General features: G+C 37.7%; 14 protein-coding genes and 1 tRNA gene. 10 read left to right on the top strand and 5 right to left on the bottom strand.

Annotated elements, in window-relative coordinates; translation table 11 throughout:
- The first annotated feature begins 89 nt into the window (after nt 1–89).
- Both ACZZZI_RS21715 and ACZZZI_RS21710 read left to right on the top strand, forming a co-directional pair.
- Nucleotides 90–932 (top strand): energy transducer TonB, encoded by an 843-nt coding sequence (locus ACZZZI_RS21715; protein WP_463491360.1) that lies wholly within the window; start codon nt 90–92, stop codon nt 930–932.
- A gap of 17 nt (nt 933–949) precedes the next feature.
- Nucleotides 950–1,294: an FEKKY domain-containing protein gene (locus ACZZZI_RS21710; protein WP_463491358.1), complete on the top strand. Its 345-nt coding sequence runs from the start codon at nt 950–952 to the stop codon at nt 1,292–1,294.
- An 88-nt stretch (nt 1,295–1,382) separates the two neighbouring features.
- Here ACZZZI_RS21710 and purL read toward each other — a convergent pair whose 3' ends face one another.
- On the bottom strand, nt 1,383–5,111 hold the full coding sequence (purL, locus tag ACZZZI_RS21705; RefSeq protein ID WP_463491814.1) for a phosphoribosylformylglycinamidine synthase: 3,729 nt from the start codon (nt 5,109–5,111) through the stop codon (nt 1,383–1,385).
- A gap of 214 nt (nt 5,112–5,325) precedes the next feature.
- Between purL and gloA2 the strand changes: the two genes are divergently transcribed.
- The 5 genes from gloA2 to fbp all read left to right on the top strand — a co-directional run bounded on the left by gloA2 (nt 5,326) and on the right by fbp (nt 10,433).
- On the top strand, nt 5,326–5,709 hold the full coding sequence (gene gloA2 / locus ACZZZI_RS21700; protein WP_463491356.1) for an SMU1112c/YaeR family gloxylase I-like metalloprotein: 384 nt from the start codon (nt 5,326–5,328) through the stop codon (nt 5,707–5,709).
- A gap of 348 nt (nt 5,710–6,057) precedes the next feature.
- Complete coding sequence (locus ACZZZI_RS21695) at nt 6,058–6,708, top strand: tRNA1(Val) (adenine(37)-N6)-methyltransferase (RefSeq protein ID WP_463491354.1); 651 nt, start codon at nt 6,058–6,060, stop codon at nt 6,706–6,708.
- A gap of 101 nt (nt 6,709–6,809) precedes the next feature.
- Nucleotides 6,810–8,603 (top strand): serine hydrolase, encoded by a 1,794-nt coding sequence (locus tag ACZZZI_RS21690; RefSeq protein WP_463491352.1) that lies wholly within the window; start codon nt 6,810–6,812, stop codon nt 8,601–8,603.
- Between the two features lie 239 nt (nt 8,604–8,842).
- Nucleotides 8,843–9,334 (top strand): metallophosphoesterase family protein, encoded by a 492-nt coding sequence (locus ACZZZI_RS21685; protein ID WP_424056944.1) that lies wholly within the window; start codon nt 8,843–8,845, stop codon nt 9,332–9,334.
- Between the two features lie 19 nt (nt 9,335–9,353).
- Nucleotides 9,354–10,433: a class 1 fructose-bisphosphatase gene (fbp, locus tag ACZZZI_RS21680; RefSeq protein WP_316757010.1), complete on the top strand. Its 1,080-nt coding sequence runs from the start codon at nt 9,354–9,356 to the stop codon at nt 10,431–10,433.
- Between the two features lie 32 nt (nt 10,434–10,465).
- On the opposite strand, the gene ACZZZI_RS21675 is transcribed toward fbp, so the two are convergent.
- The gene (locus ACZZZI_RS21675; RefSeq protein ID WP_463491349.1) at nt 10,466–11,101 is read right to left on the bottom strand and encodes a DUF6266 family protein; all 636 of its coding nucleotides are present in this window, start codon (nt 11,099–11,101) and stop codon (nt 10,466–10,468) included.
- A 223-nt stretch (nt 11,102–11,324) separates the two neighbouring features.
- Entirely contained in the window at nt 11,325–11,792 is a 468-nt protein-coding gene (gene rnhA, locus ACZZZI_RS21670) for a ribonuclease HI (protein WP_316757014.1), read from the bottom strand.
- A gap of 176 nt (nt 11,793–11,968) precedes the next feature.
- Between rnhA and ACZZZI_RS21665 the strand changes: the two genes are divergently transcribed.
- A tRNA-His gene (locus tag ACZZZI_RS21665) sits at nt 11,969–12,042 on the top strand.
- 811 nt (nt 12,043–12,853) lie between these two features.
- Here the strand turns inward: ACZZZI_RS21665 and ACZZZI_RS21660 are convergent.
- On the bottom strand, nt 12,854–13,711 hold the full coding sequence (locus ACZZZI_RS21660) for an N-acetylglucosamine kinase (RefSeq protein ID WP_463491347.1): 858 nt from the start codon (nt 13,709–13,711) through the stop codon (nt 12,854–12,856).
- A gap of 283 nt (nt 13,712–13,994) precedes the next feature.
- Between ACZZZI_RS21660 and ACZZZI_RS21655 the strand changes: the two genes are divergently transcribed.
- Complete coding sequence (locus ACZZZI_RS21655; protein ID WP_463491345.1) at nt 13,995–14,618, top strand: glycoside hydrolase family 16 protein; 624 nt, start codon at nt 13,995–13,997, stop codon at nt 14,616–14,618.
- 17 nt (nt 14,619–14,635) lie between these two features.
- Nucleotides 14,636–14,839, top strand: a complete 204-nt coding sequence (locus ACZZZI_RS21650) for a hypothetical protein (protein ID WP_463491812.1) — start codon at nt 14,636–14,638, stop codon at nt 14,837–14,839.
- A 120-nt stretch (nt 14,840–14,959) separates the two neighbouring features.
- Here ACZZZI_RS21650 and ACZZZI_RS21645 read toward each other — a convergent pair whose 3' ends face one another.
- The gene (locus ACZZZI_RS21645) at nt 14,960–15,664 is read right to left on the bottom strand and encodes a FadR/GntR family transcriptional regulator (protein ID WP_344764136.1); all 705 of its coding nucleotides are present in this window, start codon (nt 15,662–15,664) and stop codon (nt 14,960–14,962) included.
- Between the last annotated feature and the right edge of the window lie 21 nt (nt 15,665–15,685).

Below are 15,685 nucleotides of genomic sequence, written 5' to 3'. Positions count from 1 at the left end.
AAAATTTCATTTTTGATAAATAATGTACTTTTTTTAAAGTTTTATGGAATTGATGAAATTCATACATCATGGTTTAAAACTTAGAAACTATGTTCAATTCATCTATTAATGTTTACAAAACCGAGTGGCTCGATCTTGTATTCTCTGGCAGAAACAAAAAGTATGGTGCTTATGTGCTTAGGTCACAATCATCGTCTATCTTAACAAAATCGTTATTTATCGCGAGTGCCTTTTTTGTTTTGGTTTTTATCGCCCCTATGATTTATGGTAAATTGTTTCCTGCAGCTGCCGATGTAACTGTAGTCGAGCATGATTTACCAACTCTGGTCGATGCTATTCACCAGATGAAAAAACAGGAGGAACCTAAAAAAGCGGAACCTGAAAAAACAGAACCAGTTAAAGTTAAAACCGTTGCAATGCCATCAAAAATTGTTGTGGTTGATCAGGTCGATTTGCCAGAACCGCCAACAGTAAAAGATATCGAGAATGCAGTGATTAGTAATAAAACACAGGATGGTGAAATTAAGCCAAACCTGGCTATATCTACAAATACAAATAATGGAGATGGCGGCACGAAAGGTAGCGAAACTGGTGCGCCAACAGGAAATGAAATTAATGACTTACCTGGTGTTGATGAATACCCAGAATTTGAAGGTGGTATGAAAGGCTGGGCCAAATACATTCAACGTAATTTACGCTATCCATATATGGCTCAGGAGGCAAGCATTCAGGGGAAAGTTTTTATAAGCTTTGTAGTAGAAAAAGATGGTTCGATTACTAATGTAACGTTGGTTAAAGGAATTGGAGCAGGCTGCGATGAAGAAGCCATTCGTGTAATTAAAAAATCGCCAGTATGGAAACCTGGTAAAAATAAGGGAAACGCCGTTCGCGTACGTTATAATTTGCCAATAAACTTTACAATAAGTAATTAATACAATTTACGCTACCTATGAAAAATATATTAATTCTTCTGTTAAGTTTGGTTTTTGCCAGTAAAGTAGAAGCCGCTGCTGTTGTAACGGACACAACAAAAATATACAGCATTAAACTGGCAAATGCAGATATTAAAAAAGGCCATGTTAAATTTTTTTTACAAGGTGGAATTGTTTCAACCTATAAAAAAGGACAGGAAGTTTTTGAAAAGAAATACAAACTCAAATACGCAGACCTGGGCTGCGTAATGCCAAATAATCTATCTATTGCTGATTATAATAAAACCGTAGCCTTATATATGGATAAGAAGTTTGGTTTCGGCTGGCGGGTAGATGTGAGAAAAGATGTAAAGGGAATTTAGTTAAAATAGGATAGAAGGGGTAAAACGGAAAAGGTAAGATGGTTAATGGTTTTAATTCCATTTTCCACCTTACCTTTGCTATTATCTCTTATTTATTCTCGATCCATTTACGGGCATTTACAAATGCTTCCATCCATGGCGAAACTTCATCTTTACGGCCTTGAGGATAATTTGCCCAGTGCCATTGGAATAATGAACGCTCGATGTGAGGCATCATAACCAAATGACGGCCAGTCGTATCGCACATCATTGCTGTATTGTAATCAGAGCCGTTAGGGCTTGCAGGATAGCTTTCGTAAGCATATTTAGCAACAATGCTATATTGATCTTCTGCGTATGGTAAGCTAAATCTGCCTTCGCCATGCGATACCCAAACACCTAAAGTGCTGCCTGCTAAGGTAGAAAGCATTACAGAATTATTTTCTGCTACCGTTAACGATGTGAAAATACTTTCGTGCTTATGACTCTCATTATGTAGCATTTTTGGTTTTTCTGCGTGGTCTTTATTAATCAGGCCAAGCTCTACAAATAACTGACAACCGTTGCAAACACCAACTGAAAGCGTATCTGGGCGATTAAAGAAGTTTTCTAACGCAACTCTTGCTTTTTCATTGTACATAAATGCACCAGCCCAACCTTTTGCCGAACCTAAAACATCAGAGTTAGAGAAACCACCAACTGCACCAATGAACTGAATGTCTCCAAGTGTTTCTCTTCCCGAAATTAAATCGGTCATGTGTACATCCTTCACATCAAAACCAGCCAGGTACATTGCATTAGCCAGTTCACGTTCTGAGTTACTTCCCTTTTCGCGGATTACTGCCGCTTTTGGTCTTGGTTTGGTAAGATCAATAACAGGTTTCTTTCCATCAAACTGCGTTGGGAAAGTGTATTTTAAGGCCTGGTTTTTATAATTATCAAATCGTTCTTTAGCCTTAACAGGTCCGCTTTGTTTTTTATCTAATAAGTAAGAAGTTTTAAACCAGGTATCGCGTAAGCTATCAATATCAAAGCTAAAATTGTCAGCAGCATTTTTAATTTCTAAAGTTGCTTTCGAACTTACTTCACCAATTTTATGATAATTAATACTTGCCGCCGATAAAATGTGCTCTACACCCGCATCAGCCTGGAAAACTAAGCCGATATTTTCTGAGAAAAGGAGTTTAATACTGTCTGTTTCGCCTAAAGCCGATAAATCTAAAGATGCGCCTAAATCTCGGTCAGCGAAACACATTTCTAATAAGGTTGTAATTAAACCACCGCTACCAATATCATGACCAGCTTGGATCTGCTCCGCTTTAATTAACTGTTGAATGGTATTAAATGTAGTTTTAAATTGATCAGCGTCTTTTACATCAGGTGTTTCGTCGCCAATTTTGTTTAAAATCTGAGCAAATGATGAACCACCTAACTTATAATTATCATTAGAAAGGTTGATGTAGTAAATAGAGCCACCATTTTTTTGAAGAACAGGTTCCACCACCTTAGTGATGTCGTCGCAATTTCCGCCAGCAGAAATGATCACCGTACCAGGTGCAATTACATCGCCATCTTTATATTTTTGTTTCATTGATAAAGAATCTTTTCCCGTTGGGATGTTGATACCTAAATCAATAGCGAAATCTGAACAAGCTTTTACGGCTTCATACAGTCTTGCATCTTCACCTTCGTTTTTACAAGCCCACATCCAGTTGGCCGAAAGCGAAACACTTTTCAGTCCATCTTTTAACGGTGCCCAAACAATATTGGAAAGCGATTCTGCAATGGCGATTCTACTTCCTGCAGCTGGATCGATTAGCGCCGAAACTGGTGCGTGCCCAACCGAAGTTGCAATGCCTTCCTTACCTACAAAATCTAAAGCCATTACTCCACAATTATTTAAAGGCAATTGTAGCGGGCCTGCCGTTTGTTGCTTGGCTACTCGGCCACCAACGCAACGATCTACCTTGTTGGTTAACCAGTCTTTAGAAGCAACAGCTTCTAATTGAAGTACCTGTTCTAAATAATCGTTTAATTTGGTCGAATCGTAACTTAAAGCTTCATACTGGCGGTTTAAGTTTTTATCTTCCATAACCACTTTTGGCGAACTACCGAACATGTCTTTAAGTTCGAAATCCATTGGCTTGGCGCCAGTAGTTGCCGATTGGAAGGTAAAACGGTGATCGCCTGTTACTTTACCAACGGTGTACATTGGTGAGCGTTCGCGATCTGCAATTTTTTGTAAAGTCTCGATATGTTCATTTCCGATAACCAATCCCATACGTTCCTGAGATTCGTTTCCGATAATTTCTTTTGCCGAAAGGGTAGGGTCGCCAACAGGTAGTTTATCCAGATCGATTTTACCACCAGTTTCTTCAACTAATTCTGAAAGACAGTTTAAGTGGCCGCCTGCACCGTGATCGTGAATCGAAACAATTGTGTTGTGTTCGCTTTCTACCATGCCACGAACCGCGTTTGCAGCTCTTTTTTGCATTTCTGGGTTTGAACGTTGAATTGCATTCAACTCAATTCCCGAACCATGTTCGCCAGTATCAGCAGATGAAACCGCTGCACCGCCCATCCCGATTCTATAATTTTCGCCACCAAGCACAACAATATTGTCGCCCTCCTGTGGTTTTTGTTTTTTAGCCTGACTTGCTTTGCCGTAACCAACACCGCCAGCTAGCATAATAACTTTATCGTATCCTAACTTTCTGCTTGTCGCACTGAGCTTGTCGAAGTGCTCGTGCTCAAATGTTAAAACTGACCCTGTAATCAATGGCTGGCCAAACTTGTTACCAAAATCGGTCGCACCGTTCGATGCTTTGATTAAAATATCCATTGGAGTTTGGTACAACCACTTTCTTTCTTCAACGCCTTTTTCCCACGGACGGTTTTCTTCTAAACGAGAAAGGGCAGTCATATAAACGGCTGTTCCAGCTAAAGGTAATGAACCTTGTCCGCCAGCTAATCGATCTCTGATTTCGCCGCCCGAACCAGTTGCAGCACCATTAAAAGGCTCTACTGTAGTCGGGAAATTATGGGTTTCTGCTTTTAACGAAATAACCGATTCGAAATCGCTTGTTGTGTAATAATCTGGTACATCTGCACGTTTAGGTGCAAACTGCTGTACAACAGGGCCTTTAATAAAAGCAACGTTATCTTTATAAGCAGAAACAATATCGTTAGGGTTTTCTTCTGATGTTTTGCGGATTAACTTAAATAAAGAGGTAGGTTGTTCTACGCCATCAATAACAAATTTGCCATTGAAAATTTTGTGGCGACAGTGCTCCGAGTTTACTTGTGAGAAACCAAAAACCTCCGAATCTGTTAAAGGTCTTTCTAAGTTTTTCGCCAGGTTATTTAAGTATTCAACTTCTTCATCACTTAAAGAAAGTCCTTCTTGCTTATTGTATGCCGCAATATCCGTAATTTCTAAAATGGGCTCAGGTTTAATGTTAATGGTATAAACCTCCTGACCAAGTTCCGCGTATTTTTGCGAAAGCATGGGGTCATAACCCGAAAAGTCTTCTGCAACTTTTTGAAACTCTTCTATTCTGATTATGCCATGAATATCCATGTTTTGCGTAATTTCTACCGCATTTGTACTCCATGGTGTTATCATAGCAGCTCGTGGACCAACAAAAAAACCGCTCAGCGCAGTTTCATTTTGTAATTTGGCACCGCCGAATAACCATTCTAGTTTTGTAATATCAGTTGCTGATAGGGAGTGATCTGTTTGTAAAACAAAAACCGCCTCGGATTGACTTAAGAAGAAATGAATCATGCTTTTTTTTTGAAGTTGCAAATTTAAGGTTTTTAATCTTAATGATAGAATGATCGCGTAATAGAATGATAGAATGTGGAAATAATGACGCGATTGTGGAGAGCTAAGTTGTTGGTCGTTGTATTATGCCATAATATTTCTGATAAATCTTAAGTTTTTTAGTTGTTTATCCTTGATTTCATTTCAAATTCAAAAGTTTTTTTCTGCAACTTTGCATTTAATTCAATCGTTTCAAAACCATTTATCAGTAATTTTCTAATCCGCTATGTTCAACCGCATCCATCATATTGCTATAATTTGTTCTGATTATGAAAAATCAAAAGATTTTTATGTCAATCAATTGGGGTTTAAAATTGTGGCTGAAGTTTACAGGGAAGAAAGGAAATCGTATAAGTTAGATTTAGCTGTAAATGATGTTTACCAGATCGAGCTTTTTTCTTTTGAGAATCCTCCCGCCAGGCCTTCAAGGCCTGAAGCGCAGGGTTTAAGGCATTTGGCTTTCGAAGTAGATGATATTGAGAAAGAAATTGAACGGTTAAATGTATTTGGAATTTTAACTGAACCTATTCGTGTAGATGAGTTTACAGCAAAGCGATTTACTTTTTTTACCGATCCTGATGGATTACCGCTGGAGTTGTATGAGAAATAAAAACAAAATAGCCAACAATTGGGTTGTTGGCTACTTAGATACCGATCGAGTATGCTGTTGTTTTAACAATTCAAAGACCAGTCGAAACGCAGTACATTCAAATTGCTGATACAAACATAGGTTATGAGCGCTAACATCGCAGCCAAACGTTTGATTAAATTATTAACAGCTTCCTTTTATTAAGGATTTTTGTGTGAAAATAAACTTTAAATCGCTGTTATTCATGTGTTTGTGAATTTTTTTAATTGTTAATAATATTTATTTTTTTGATCAGATAAACTGAAATTGAGGGCAGGTAGAAATATTTTTAAGTTTAAACAGTTTGAGGTAGATCAAACGGGCTGTGCAATGCGGATCAATACGGATGGTGTATTGCTGGCTGCAAGCGCTACCCATAAACACCCAAAAAAAATATTAGATATTGGTACGGGCACAGGGGTAATCGCTTTAATGCTTGCCCAGCGATTTAATGGTGCTCAGGTTGATGCAGTAGAAATTGATTTTCAGGCTGCCGAAACTGCGAATGGAAATGCAGCCAGATCTAAATTTTCAGATCAGATTAATGTTTTTAATACTGCCTTTGAAGATTTCATTACCAATGAAAAATACGATTTAATCGTTTCTAATCCGCCATTTTTTGTTAATGACTTAAAAAATGAGGAAAAACGAAAAGGAATTGCTCGACATGCGGCAGCCGATTTTTTCGGGATGCTGATCCGTAAATCAGCAGGGTTGTTATCCGCCAGCGGAAAGATTTACATGGTTTTGCCCATTAAGCAGGCATTAGAAGTCGAAAGATTAGGTGCTGAATTTAACTTATCTGTTTCGGAGAAAATTTATTTGCATTCTGATAAAGACAAGCCCATATTTAGGGTTATAATATGTTTGGAAGCTGGAATTCCAAAGCTCGAAGAACATCATTTTTATATTTATCAATCAGATAAAGTGCATACCGAAGCCTATCATGCGCTTCTTAAAGATTTCTTCCTGGCATTTTAATCGGTATTAAGTCTGCTATAAAACCCTGGTTTTCTTGTAGTCAATAATTATCTGATTATCATTTGTAATTTAGTCGCGATACAAAAACTTAATCTATTAACATGAAAAACGCTTTTACTCTAATTGCATGCTGTTTCGTCACCTTAACTGTTTTAGCTCAGTCTCCAAAAACAACAACGCCTTTACCTGGAATTGATACCTTATTTAATAGGATATTAAAAGATCAGATAGCGGCAGGTTTTTCGGTCGCCGTAGTAAAAGGAGGCGAAGTAATTTACAGTAAAGGCTTTGGTTATCGCGATGTAGAAAATAAAAAACCTGTAACTCCAAATACGCTCTTCGCCATAGGTTCTAGCAGTAAGGCTTTTACGGCTTCCTTGCTGGGTTTGCTTCGAAAAGAAGGAAAACTGACTTTTGAAGATAAAGCAATTAGCCTTTTGCCACAATTGCGGTTTTATAATGAGGAAATGAACAGTCAAATTATCTTGCGTGATTTGATGGCGCATAGAACAGGATTATCCAGGTACGATTTTTCATGGTTTTTATTTAATACAGCCAATCGCGATAGCCTAATTGCTCGTGTTAAATATATGAAGCCTACTGCCGCAGTGCGTGAAAAATGGTTTTATAATAATTTTATGTACATGGCGCAGGGTATGATCGTAGAGCGATTAACAGGTAAAACGTGGGAGCAAAATATAAAAGAAAAGTTCTTTAATCCCTTAGAGATGACTCGTTCTAATACCGATATAAATGCATTTAAAAATGATAACGATGCTTCATTACCCTATACTGTTGCAGGCGAAAATGTGATCAAAAAAATTGATTATTACAACATTAATGGGATGGGGCCTGCTGGGAGCATTAACAGTAGTGCAAACGATATGGCCAATTGGTTAAAAGTGTGGACTAGCGGAGGATATTTTAAGAAAAAAGAAATTTTGCCATCAAGTTATGTTCGCGAGGCTGCAAGCTCTCAAATGGTAATGGAAGCTGCCTTACCAGCTAAACATGATGATGTTTTTTTAGCTAATTATGGTTTGGGATGGATGATCGGTTCCTACAGAGGGCATTATATAGTGGAGCACGGTGGAAATATTAATGGTTTTTCTGCTAATGTTGCTTTTTTCCCTTCGGATGATTTGGGGATCGTGGTGTTAAGTAATCAAAATGGTTCGCAAGTTCCTGTTGTGGTGCGCAACTCAATTGCCGATCGGATTCTTAAACTAAAAGAACTGGATTGGAATGGCGAGGCAAAAGAAGCAGCTGAAGCCAGTAAATTAGCTAAAAAGAGTATTAAAAAGGTACCTGTTTTAAATATAAGTTCTTCGCATCCGTTAAAAGATTACCTGGGCTCATTTGAAAACCCCGCTTATGGCGTAATCAAAGTAACGCTAGAAAATAACGAATTGAACACGGTACTAGGTGATGAGAAAATCGTGCTCAAGCACATGCATTATGATGTTTTTGATCCAAAATCGATTGATAAAAACGGTTTGGTAGATACGACCCAAAGTAACCTGATGTTTAATTTTTCTAGCGGTGTAGATGGAAAGATCCAGGGGATCGGTATCTTCCTGGATGGCAGCGAACAGCCAGTGATGTTTGATTTTAAACCAGAAATTAAAATACGATCAGTTAAGGAACTTGAAAAATATACAGGAGAATATACTTTAGGAAAAGCTATCGTTAAGGTGTTTTTGAAAGGCAATGTCTTAACTGTGTTTGTGCCAGGGCAACCAGAGTATGAAACAGAGGCGATAGAGGCAGATACCTTTAACCTGAAAGCTCTTAAAGGGTTTAGTGTGAAGTTCGAAGTTACAGCTGAGCAGAAAGTAAGTTCTATGACTTTTATACAACCAAACGGCGTATTTAAGGCCGTAAAGAAAAGTTAATAATAAGGCTGAAGGGGGAATGGAAATTGAATACAGTTTAGCCCTCAAAGAACAGATTAATGTTTGTTTGTACGAAAGCGGCGCAGTGCTAATATCGTACAATTATAGCCATGCTTTATTCTGGTAAATAACAGTCTTTTTGTTTAAATTTTATGTTACACTTTTGGGTATTTTTCAATGAGAATTGGTTATAGATAAGGCCTGCTCTTTCAAATTATCCTTACAATTAAGTTCAAATAATGAAAAAAATAGGTTTAATTTCAGATACGCATAGCTATTTAGATGAAAGTGTTTTTAAGCACTTTGAATCTTGCGATGAAATTTGGCATGCAGGCGATTTTGGACTAAATGTAGCGGAGCCATTGGCCGCCTTTAAGCCCTTGCGTGGCGTTTATGGAAATATCGATGATGCTGAAATTAGGAATGCCTTTCCTGAACAAAATCGTTTTAGTTGCGAAAACGTAGATGTACTAATGATTCATATTGGCGGTTATCCTGGTAAATATGCGCCTTCTGTTAAGTCTGAAATTTACACTAAGCCACCAAAGCTTTTTATTACAGGGCATTCGCATATTTTGAAAGTCATGTATGATGAAAAGTTGAAATGTCTGCATATAAACCCTGGTGCAGCAGGTAAACATGGCTGGCATAAGGTTAGAACCTTAATTCGATTTTGCATTACTGATGAAAATATTCATACCTTAGAGGTTATAGAGTTATCGGGTAGATAATGTAAAATATACACTAAGTATGGTTTGTGGCGTAAAAACACTAGGACAATTTATCATAGAAAAACAAGCGGATTTTCCTTATGCCAAAGGAGAGTTATCGAGGCTTTTAAGAGACATTGCAATCGCAGCTAAAATTGTTAACCGTGAGGTAAATAAAGCTGGTCTTGTAGATATTCTTGGCGACATCGGTACCACAAACATTCAAGGCGAAGAACAAAAGAAACTCGATGTTTATGCAAACGAGCAATTTATTGCAGCATTAACCAGCGGGGGTGAGTGTTGCATTGTGGCTACTGAAGAAGAGGATGAAATTATTCATATCGAATCCCCGGTATCTCAAAATGCAAAATACATTGTATGTATCGATCCTTTGGATGGTTCATCGAACACGGATGTAAATGTTGCAGTTGGAACGATATTTTCGATTTACAGACGTAAATCTATTGAAGGAAAGGCCAGTCTTGCTGATGTTTTACAGAAAGGAACCGAACAGGTTGCTGCAGGATATATCATTTATGGTTCTTCTACGATGTTGGTTTACACGACAGGAAAAGGCGTAAATGGTTTCACTTTAGATCCTTCGATTGGCGAGTTTTGTTTATCGCACCCAAGTATGAGCATGCCAGAAACGGGTTATATGTACTCTATTAATGAAGGTAACTACGTTCATTTTCCTGATGGCGTGAAAAAATACATTAAATATTGCCAGGTGGAAGATGATGCCACCAAACGACCATACACCTCCCGTTACATCGGTTCGATGGTTGGTGATATTCATAGAAACTTAATCAAAGGTGGTATTTACATCTATCCAACTACATCCCGATCGCCGAATGGTAAATTAAGATTGCTTTATGAGTGCAACCCAATGTCGTTTATCATAGAGCAGGCTGGCGGAAAGGCCTCTACAGGTTTTGAACGTATTTTGGATATCAATCCTTCAGAACTACATCAAAGGGTGCCGATTTTTATCGGCTCTAAAAATATGGTAGAAAAGGCAGAAGAGATGATGCTTTTACACACTGCCAAATCACTTTCCGTAGACGAGCAGGTCGAGTCTAAATTAGAAGATTTAGGAGTGATTGGCGGAATCGACTAATTCAGGTTCAAAATTATTTCAAATAATAAAGGTTATAACATAAACCGACCCAGGTACTGGCTGTCTGACTGTAAACTGCGGTCAGCAGCCACAAAACCTATGTAAATATCTACTTCCAGATTAAGAAGCCTTGGGTTAGGAGCCACTATTATTTGACCATCTTTTCTGTATTCTCCATTGAATATCCTCGTGTTGGCTATCCTGTTTGTCGGATTATACACCAGGAGCAGCAGCTGATCGCTTTCATTAAGATAATTAACTTCGTTAGTGTCCCATTGAATGGTAATTCCGCTATTATCTGAAATTTCAACTGTAGGGTTGATGGCTGGTGTAAGGGTACCGCCACTGATTTTAATCAGATGTTGATCGATGTAAATGCCACCGTCGTCATGCTTTAAAGCTTCCTTTCTGGTATAGGATAGCGCAGCCCTGAAACCACCCGTTTTGGTATAGTAGTTATTGAATCCTATTTTAAGGAGATCAAGAAAAGGAGAGAGGTAATTCTGTACCAGCCTAAATTTACGCTGATTTTCGAGTTCTTTACTGGTGAAAGGCTTAGTTCGCCGAGGAAGAGCCCTCATTACAAGTTTATCTCCAAGCTGAAGACCAACTACCGGGCCTACCTTGCCAAAAAAGCCACCCAGAATACCATCTTTAAAAGTTGCCATAAAATTGTTATTTATTTAAATTTAACAACTTTTAGGAATAATTGCAATAAGCCAGAAAATTACAAGGTGATGCCTCGCTATTTACTCGCTTTGGGAGCCTGTCTGTAACTTGTTATCACCCTGTTTACACCGAGTTATCACCCTGTTTACCCTACCTTTTAACACTTAAAATTAATTGGAACTTAGCGCCCGAAGTTTAATCAAAATAGAAAGTAATATAAGCTTAAATCCCGCGTGCTCGTTCGGTCTCGAAAAAGGTATCAATTGCCAGATTGGCCTTGTCTTGGGAAGCAAAAACGGCTAAGCGATCGCAACGCTCGTTTTCGGGATGGTCGTTATGGCCCTTAATCCATACAAATTTAATTTTGTGCAGTTTATAAAGCTCTAAAAACCTTAACCAGAGATCTTTGTTCTTTTTATCTTTAAAGTTTTTGGTTACCCAACCGAATACCCATTTTTTTTCAACCGCATCTACCACATATTTAGAATCAGAAAAAACGGTAACCTGTTGATTTAAGCTTTTAAGAGCTTCCAGGCCTTTTATTACCGCGAGCAATTCCATTCGGTTGTTGGTGGTCATTCTAAACCCCCCACTTAATTCCTTATAATGCTGTCCCGCTCTTAAAATGGTACCCCAACCACCTGGTCCTGGGTTTCCGCTGGCTGCTCCGTCTGTATATATCTCGATCATAAACGTTGTAAAGTTATGTTTTTAGGTTTAAAATCACTCTTAATTCGCCCTTGCGTAAAAATATTTTCGTTTCAAATAATTGAATTTTAAGTAATTAAAAATTTCTTGTTAAATCTTTAAAAAAAATATTTGCAAGGAATATTAAAAGTCGTACTTTTGTGACACTAAAAAATACGGTGGTTGTAGCTCAGTTGGTTAGAGTATTGGTTTGTGGTGCCGAGGGTCGTGGGTTCGAGCCCCATCAGCCACCCCGAGTTTTTAAAAGGTCTTAAATTAATATTTAAGACCTTTTTTTTGCTCCTAATTCTTTGTTTTTCAGATAGATGTGTTGATGATTTTTTCATTATTTTCCACTTTGATCGATCGAAAATCAATAGCATCAATATCATTATCCAGGAGTAAATCTCGTGCCCTTTCGATTTTTTTATTGATGTCCTTTATTTGGTTGATATAAGATTTGCTGTCGTCTAAGATTGAATCGACTTGATTTTGATAAGCATCAGCAATTGTTTCAACAAAAATTTCTTCAAAACCCGCCCTGGGTTGGGATTTCGCTAAAAATGTGCACCCGTTTTCATTCCAAACTGTACACCCCGCTTTTTACCATCCGGTCTTGATGGAATCGTAAAGACTGAGCCAAATATATTAGATCCTCCCAGATTCCTTCCTTTCATTTTCCAATCTATCTTTTCTGCATTTGATCAACCAATCCTCCACAGAAGATGGTTTTGCAAGAAAAACGGCCTTCCAGGACAAGATTTACAGCAAATCAGCTCACTTTTAAAAAGACATCAGAATAAGAAATATAATTTTTGATTATAAGGCTATTAGAGCATCTCCATTTCGATTTCTCTAGGCGAAACAACCGTTGTGATCCACCCCCGCTTGTCAGAAGCTTAAAGCCGCTTAAAATGAGCCGAGTGACCACTTTCAAGCGAAATCTAGGGAACAATAAGGCCGAACAAGGTGGGCCACGATGGATGAAAGCCAGTGTCCACTTTTACCGTAACCCCCAGCGTGGCTTCTGAATAATAACGGGAGCTTCAAATGGTTAAGCTTTTTTAAGCACCGCTGGGAAAGTAATCTGGGAAATGGTAAGAGCTGAGTCCATCCATTGGTGATTTTAAAATTTTACCAAGCGATACATGATGAGACTGGGCAGCATTTTTTAAAATATTCTGAAATACAAAGGCAACCGAACCCACACAGTTCAGATCATAACGATCATAGTTTTTATACTGCGTAATAACATTTTTAAAAAAATCATTAAAACCATCTTCTACAATTCTTGCAATTTGTTCATCATAAAGATGATCATAAAGGAATGTTGTAAATGATGCTGCATATTTATTTTGAAGGGGATGGTCGTAAAAATTCTTTAAAACTTGTGAAGGAAGTAGACCATAAGTTGTCTGGAATTTTTCAGAAATATCCTTCGATAAGTCCGTTCTTGCATATTTTTTAAGCAATTTTCTTCCTAAATAGCCACCACTTCCTTCATCTCCAAGATAAAAACCTAAACCATCAATCTGCTGGGAAAGTATTCCATTCTTCATCAAACCAGTGTTCATACCAGTCCCCAATATAGATACCATTCCAGAACCATCACCAACTAAAGCTTTTGCGGCGCCAATTAAATCAGAGTGTACCTCCGATGTCGCATTCGGAAAAACAACAGCTAGAGCACTTTTCAAAATATAATCTTTATCACCCTCACAACCAGCTCCATAGAAAAAAACTGAACTTACCCCCTTAAAATTGAAGTCTGCTCCAAAACTGGATGTTAAAGATTTTATGATGTGCTCTTCCGTAACATAGAAGGGATTATAGCCTTCAGTTTCAAAGCTTTTTTGTAAAACCTGGCCATTAAAAATGTTCCAGGAAGTTTTGGTGGAGCCACCATCAGCAATCATTATCATCTCAAATAAGCTTAAGGAAGCAATAATACATATATTTTATTGTCATACATAATAAATAATTATAGTTTAGTTATATCTTTGACCTCGATTCTGATCAGAAAATAACTCGTGAAGCTGGTAAAAAATTATATCGGCGACCCGAATAATCGTTTTATTGTTGGTATGGCATCGTTTAAAGTATTTAACCAAGTGCTGAGGAAATTTAGAAACTTTAATTATAAAATGAAAATAGCTGACAAATTTTCGGTGGCCAGTTCTTGGCCATTAATTTGAATTTTAAAATATGATTAATAAATCTATAAAGCTAGTATTAGCGGTTTTGCTAATTTTTATGATTTCTTTTAGCTTAATGGCTCAATCACTGAATAACCCAGTGAAGGATGGTGCCAGAAAAGTAAATAATGAGAATCATCACCAAAAGTGGAAGCTTATTTTTTCAGATCACTTTAGTTTATCAGGGAAGTTTGACGAAAGTAAATGGTCCTTTTCTCCTAGGGGCAATCCTGCCTGGGCAAAGTTTTTAACACCCTCTGCTGATTATGTTTTTCAAAAAGGTGGAAAACTGATTCTTCGAATGGATGACCAAAGCATTAGTGACGATAAAATTCCTTACCATTCGGGAGGAATACAAAGTTCAGAAAAATTTAATTTAACTTATGGAAAGGTTGAAGTCAGGGCGAAATTTAATAAAGGCAAAGGGTCTTGGCCGGCAATTTGGATGATGCCCGAAAATCCTTTATATGGGAACTGGCCTGGTAGTGGCGAAATTGATATCATGGAGCATGTCAACCAAGAAAACGTTGTTCACCAAACCATACACAATGGATATGTAACTGATGCGCAGGGGGAAGCTCTGCAACCCATAAAGCCGCCTACAAGGAGCGGGAGTATAACACTTACAGCGTAAGCTGGACGCAAGATTCGATAGCTTTCTATGTAAATAGCGTCCATCAATATACCTATAAGCGAGATGCCGACGGTGGTTCGAAACAATGGCCATTTGACAAGCCATTTTATTTAATATTAAATCAATCTGGAGGAGCGGGCTGGCCAGGAAGTGTTGATAAAGCAGATTTACCTTTTGTAATGGAAGTGGATTGGGTTCGGGTTTACAGGGCTGCCGATTAATACCCAAGAATAAAATTAGTTATGTGCTCTATAAAATACAAGTCTTTAAGGTGGGGAAGCTATTTAACTGCGCCCACCTTAAAATAAGTTATCGAATAATTTATTTAAAAAATATAAATGCTATTCGTTTGAAAAAAGTCTGGCAAAATGATTCTCTAAATGATTTCTCATCGCATTGCGAAAGATTTCAGGTGATCCATTTTCTAAAATATCAACAAGACCTTTATGAGAAACAAATTTGTGCAGCTTGGCATTCTTTTTCAATAAGCCACTGTTATTAACATAGTCAAAAATTGGCAAAAGTAAATTCTGAAACTTTTTAAGCGTTGAATTGCCTGTAATTTCATACAGCTTGCCATGAAAAGCAATTTCGTGATCAATATTAAAAAGGAAATCGCTTGCTCCAGCAGGTTCATTGGCAACAATTACTTTTAATTCGTTAATATCCGAAGCAGTAATCTTATTATATATAAAATCTGCCATTCCAATTTCTAAGACAAGTCGAATTTCAAAAATTTCTTTAAGTGTTTCCTGATCCAGAATGTGCGGATTCATGCTTTTGCTGAGTACACCAAAAATATCTGGCGAGGTGATGACAGCGCCCTTTTTCTTCTTTGAATCTATTAACCCCATCATTCTTAGGCGAAGCAGTGCTTCTCGTACAACGGTGCGGCTTACCCCTAAGATATTGCAAAGTTCGAGTTCCGTTGGAATACTATCGCCTACTTTGAGTTTTTTTTCTTGCAATAGTTGTACAAGATTATCCTCAACGCGGTCAACAAGTGAACTTGTGTCTACTTTATTAAAATCAAGTATGGAATCCATTATTATGTATTATTAGTCGAA

The organism is Pedobacter sp. AC190 (assembly GCF_979258025.1).
Note: the sequence above shows the minus strand (reverse complement) of the source record. Positions and strands in the feature narration are given on the sequence as shown.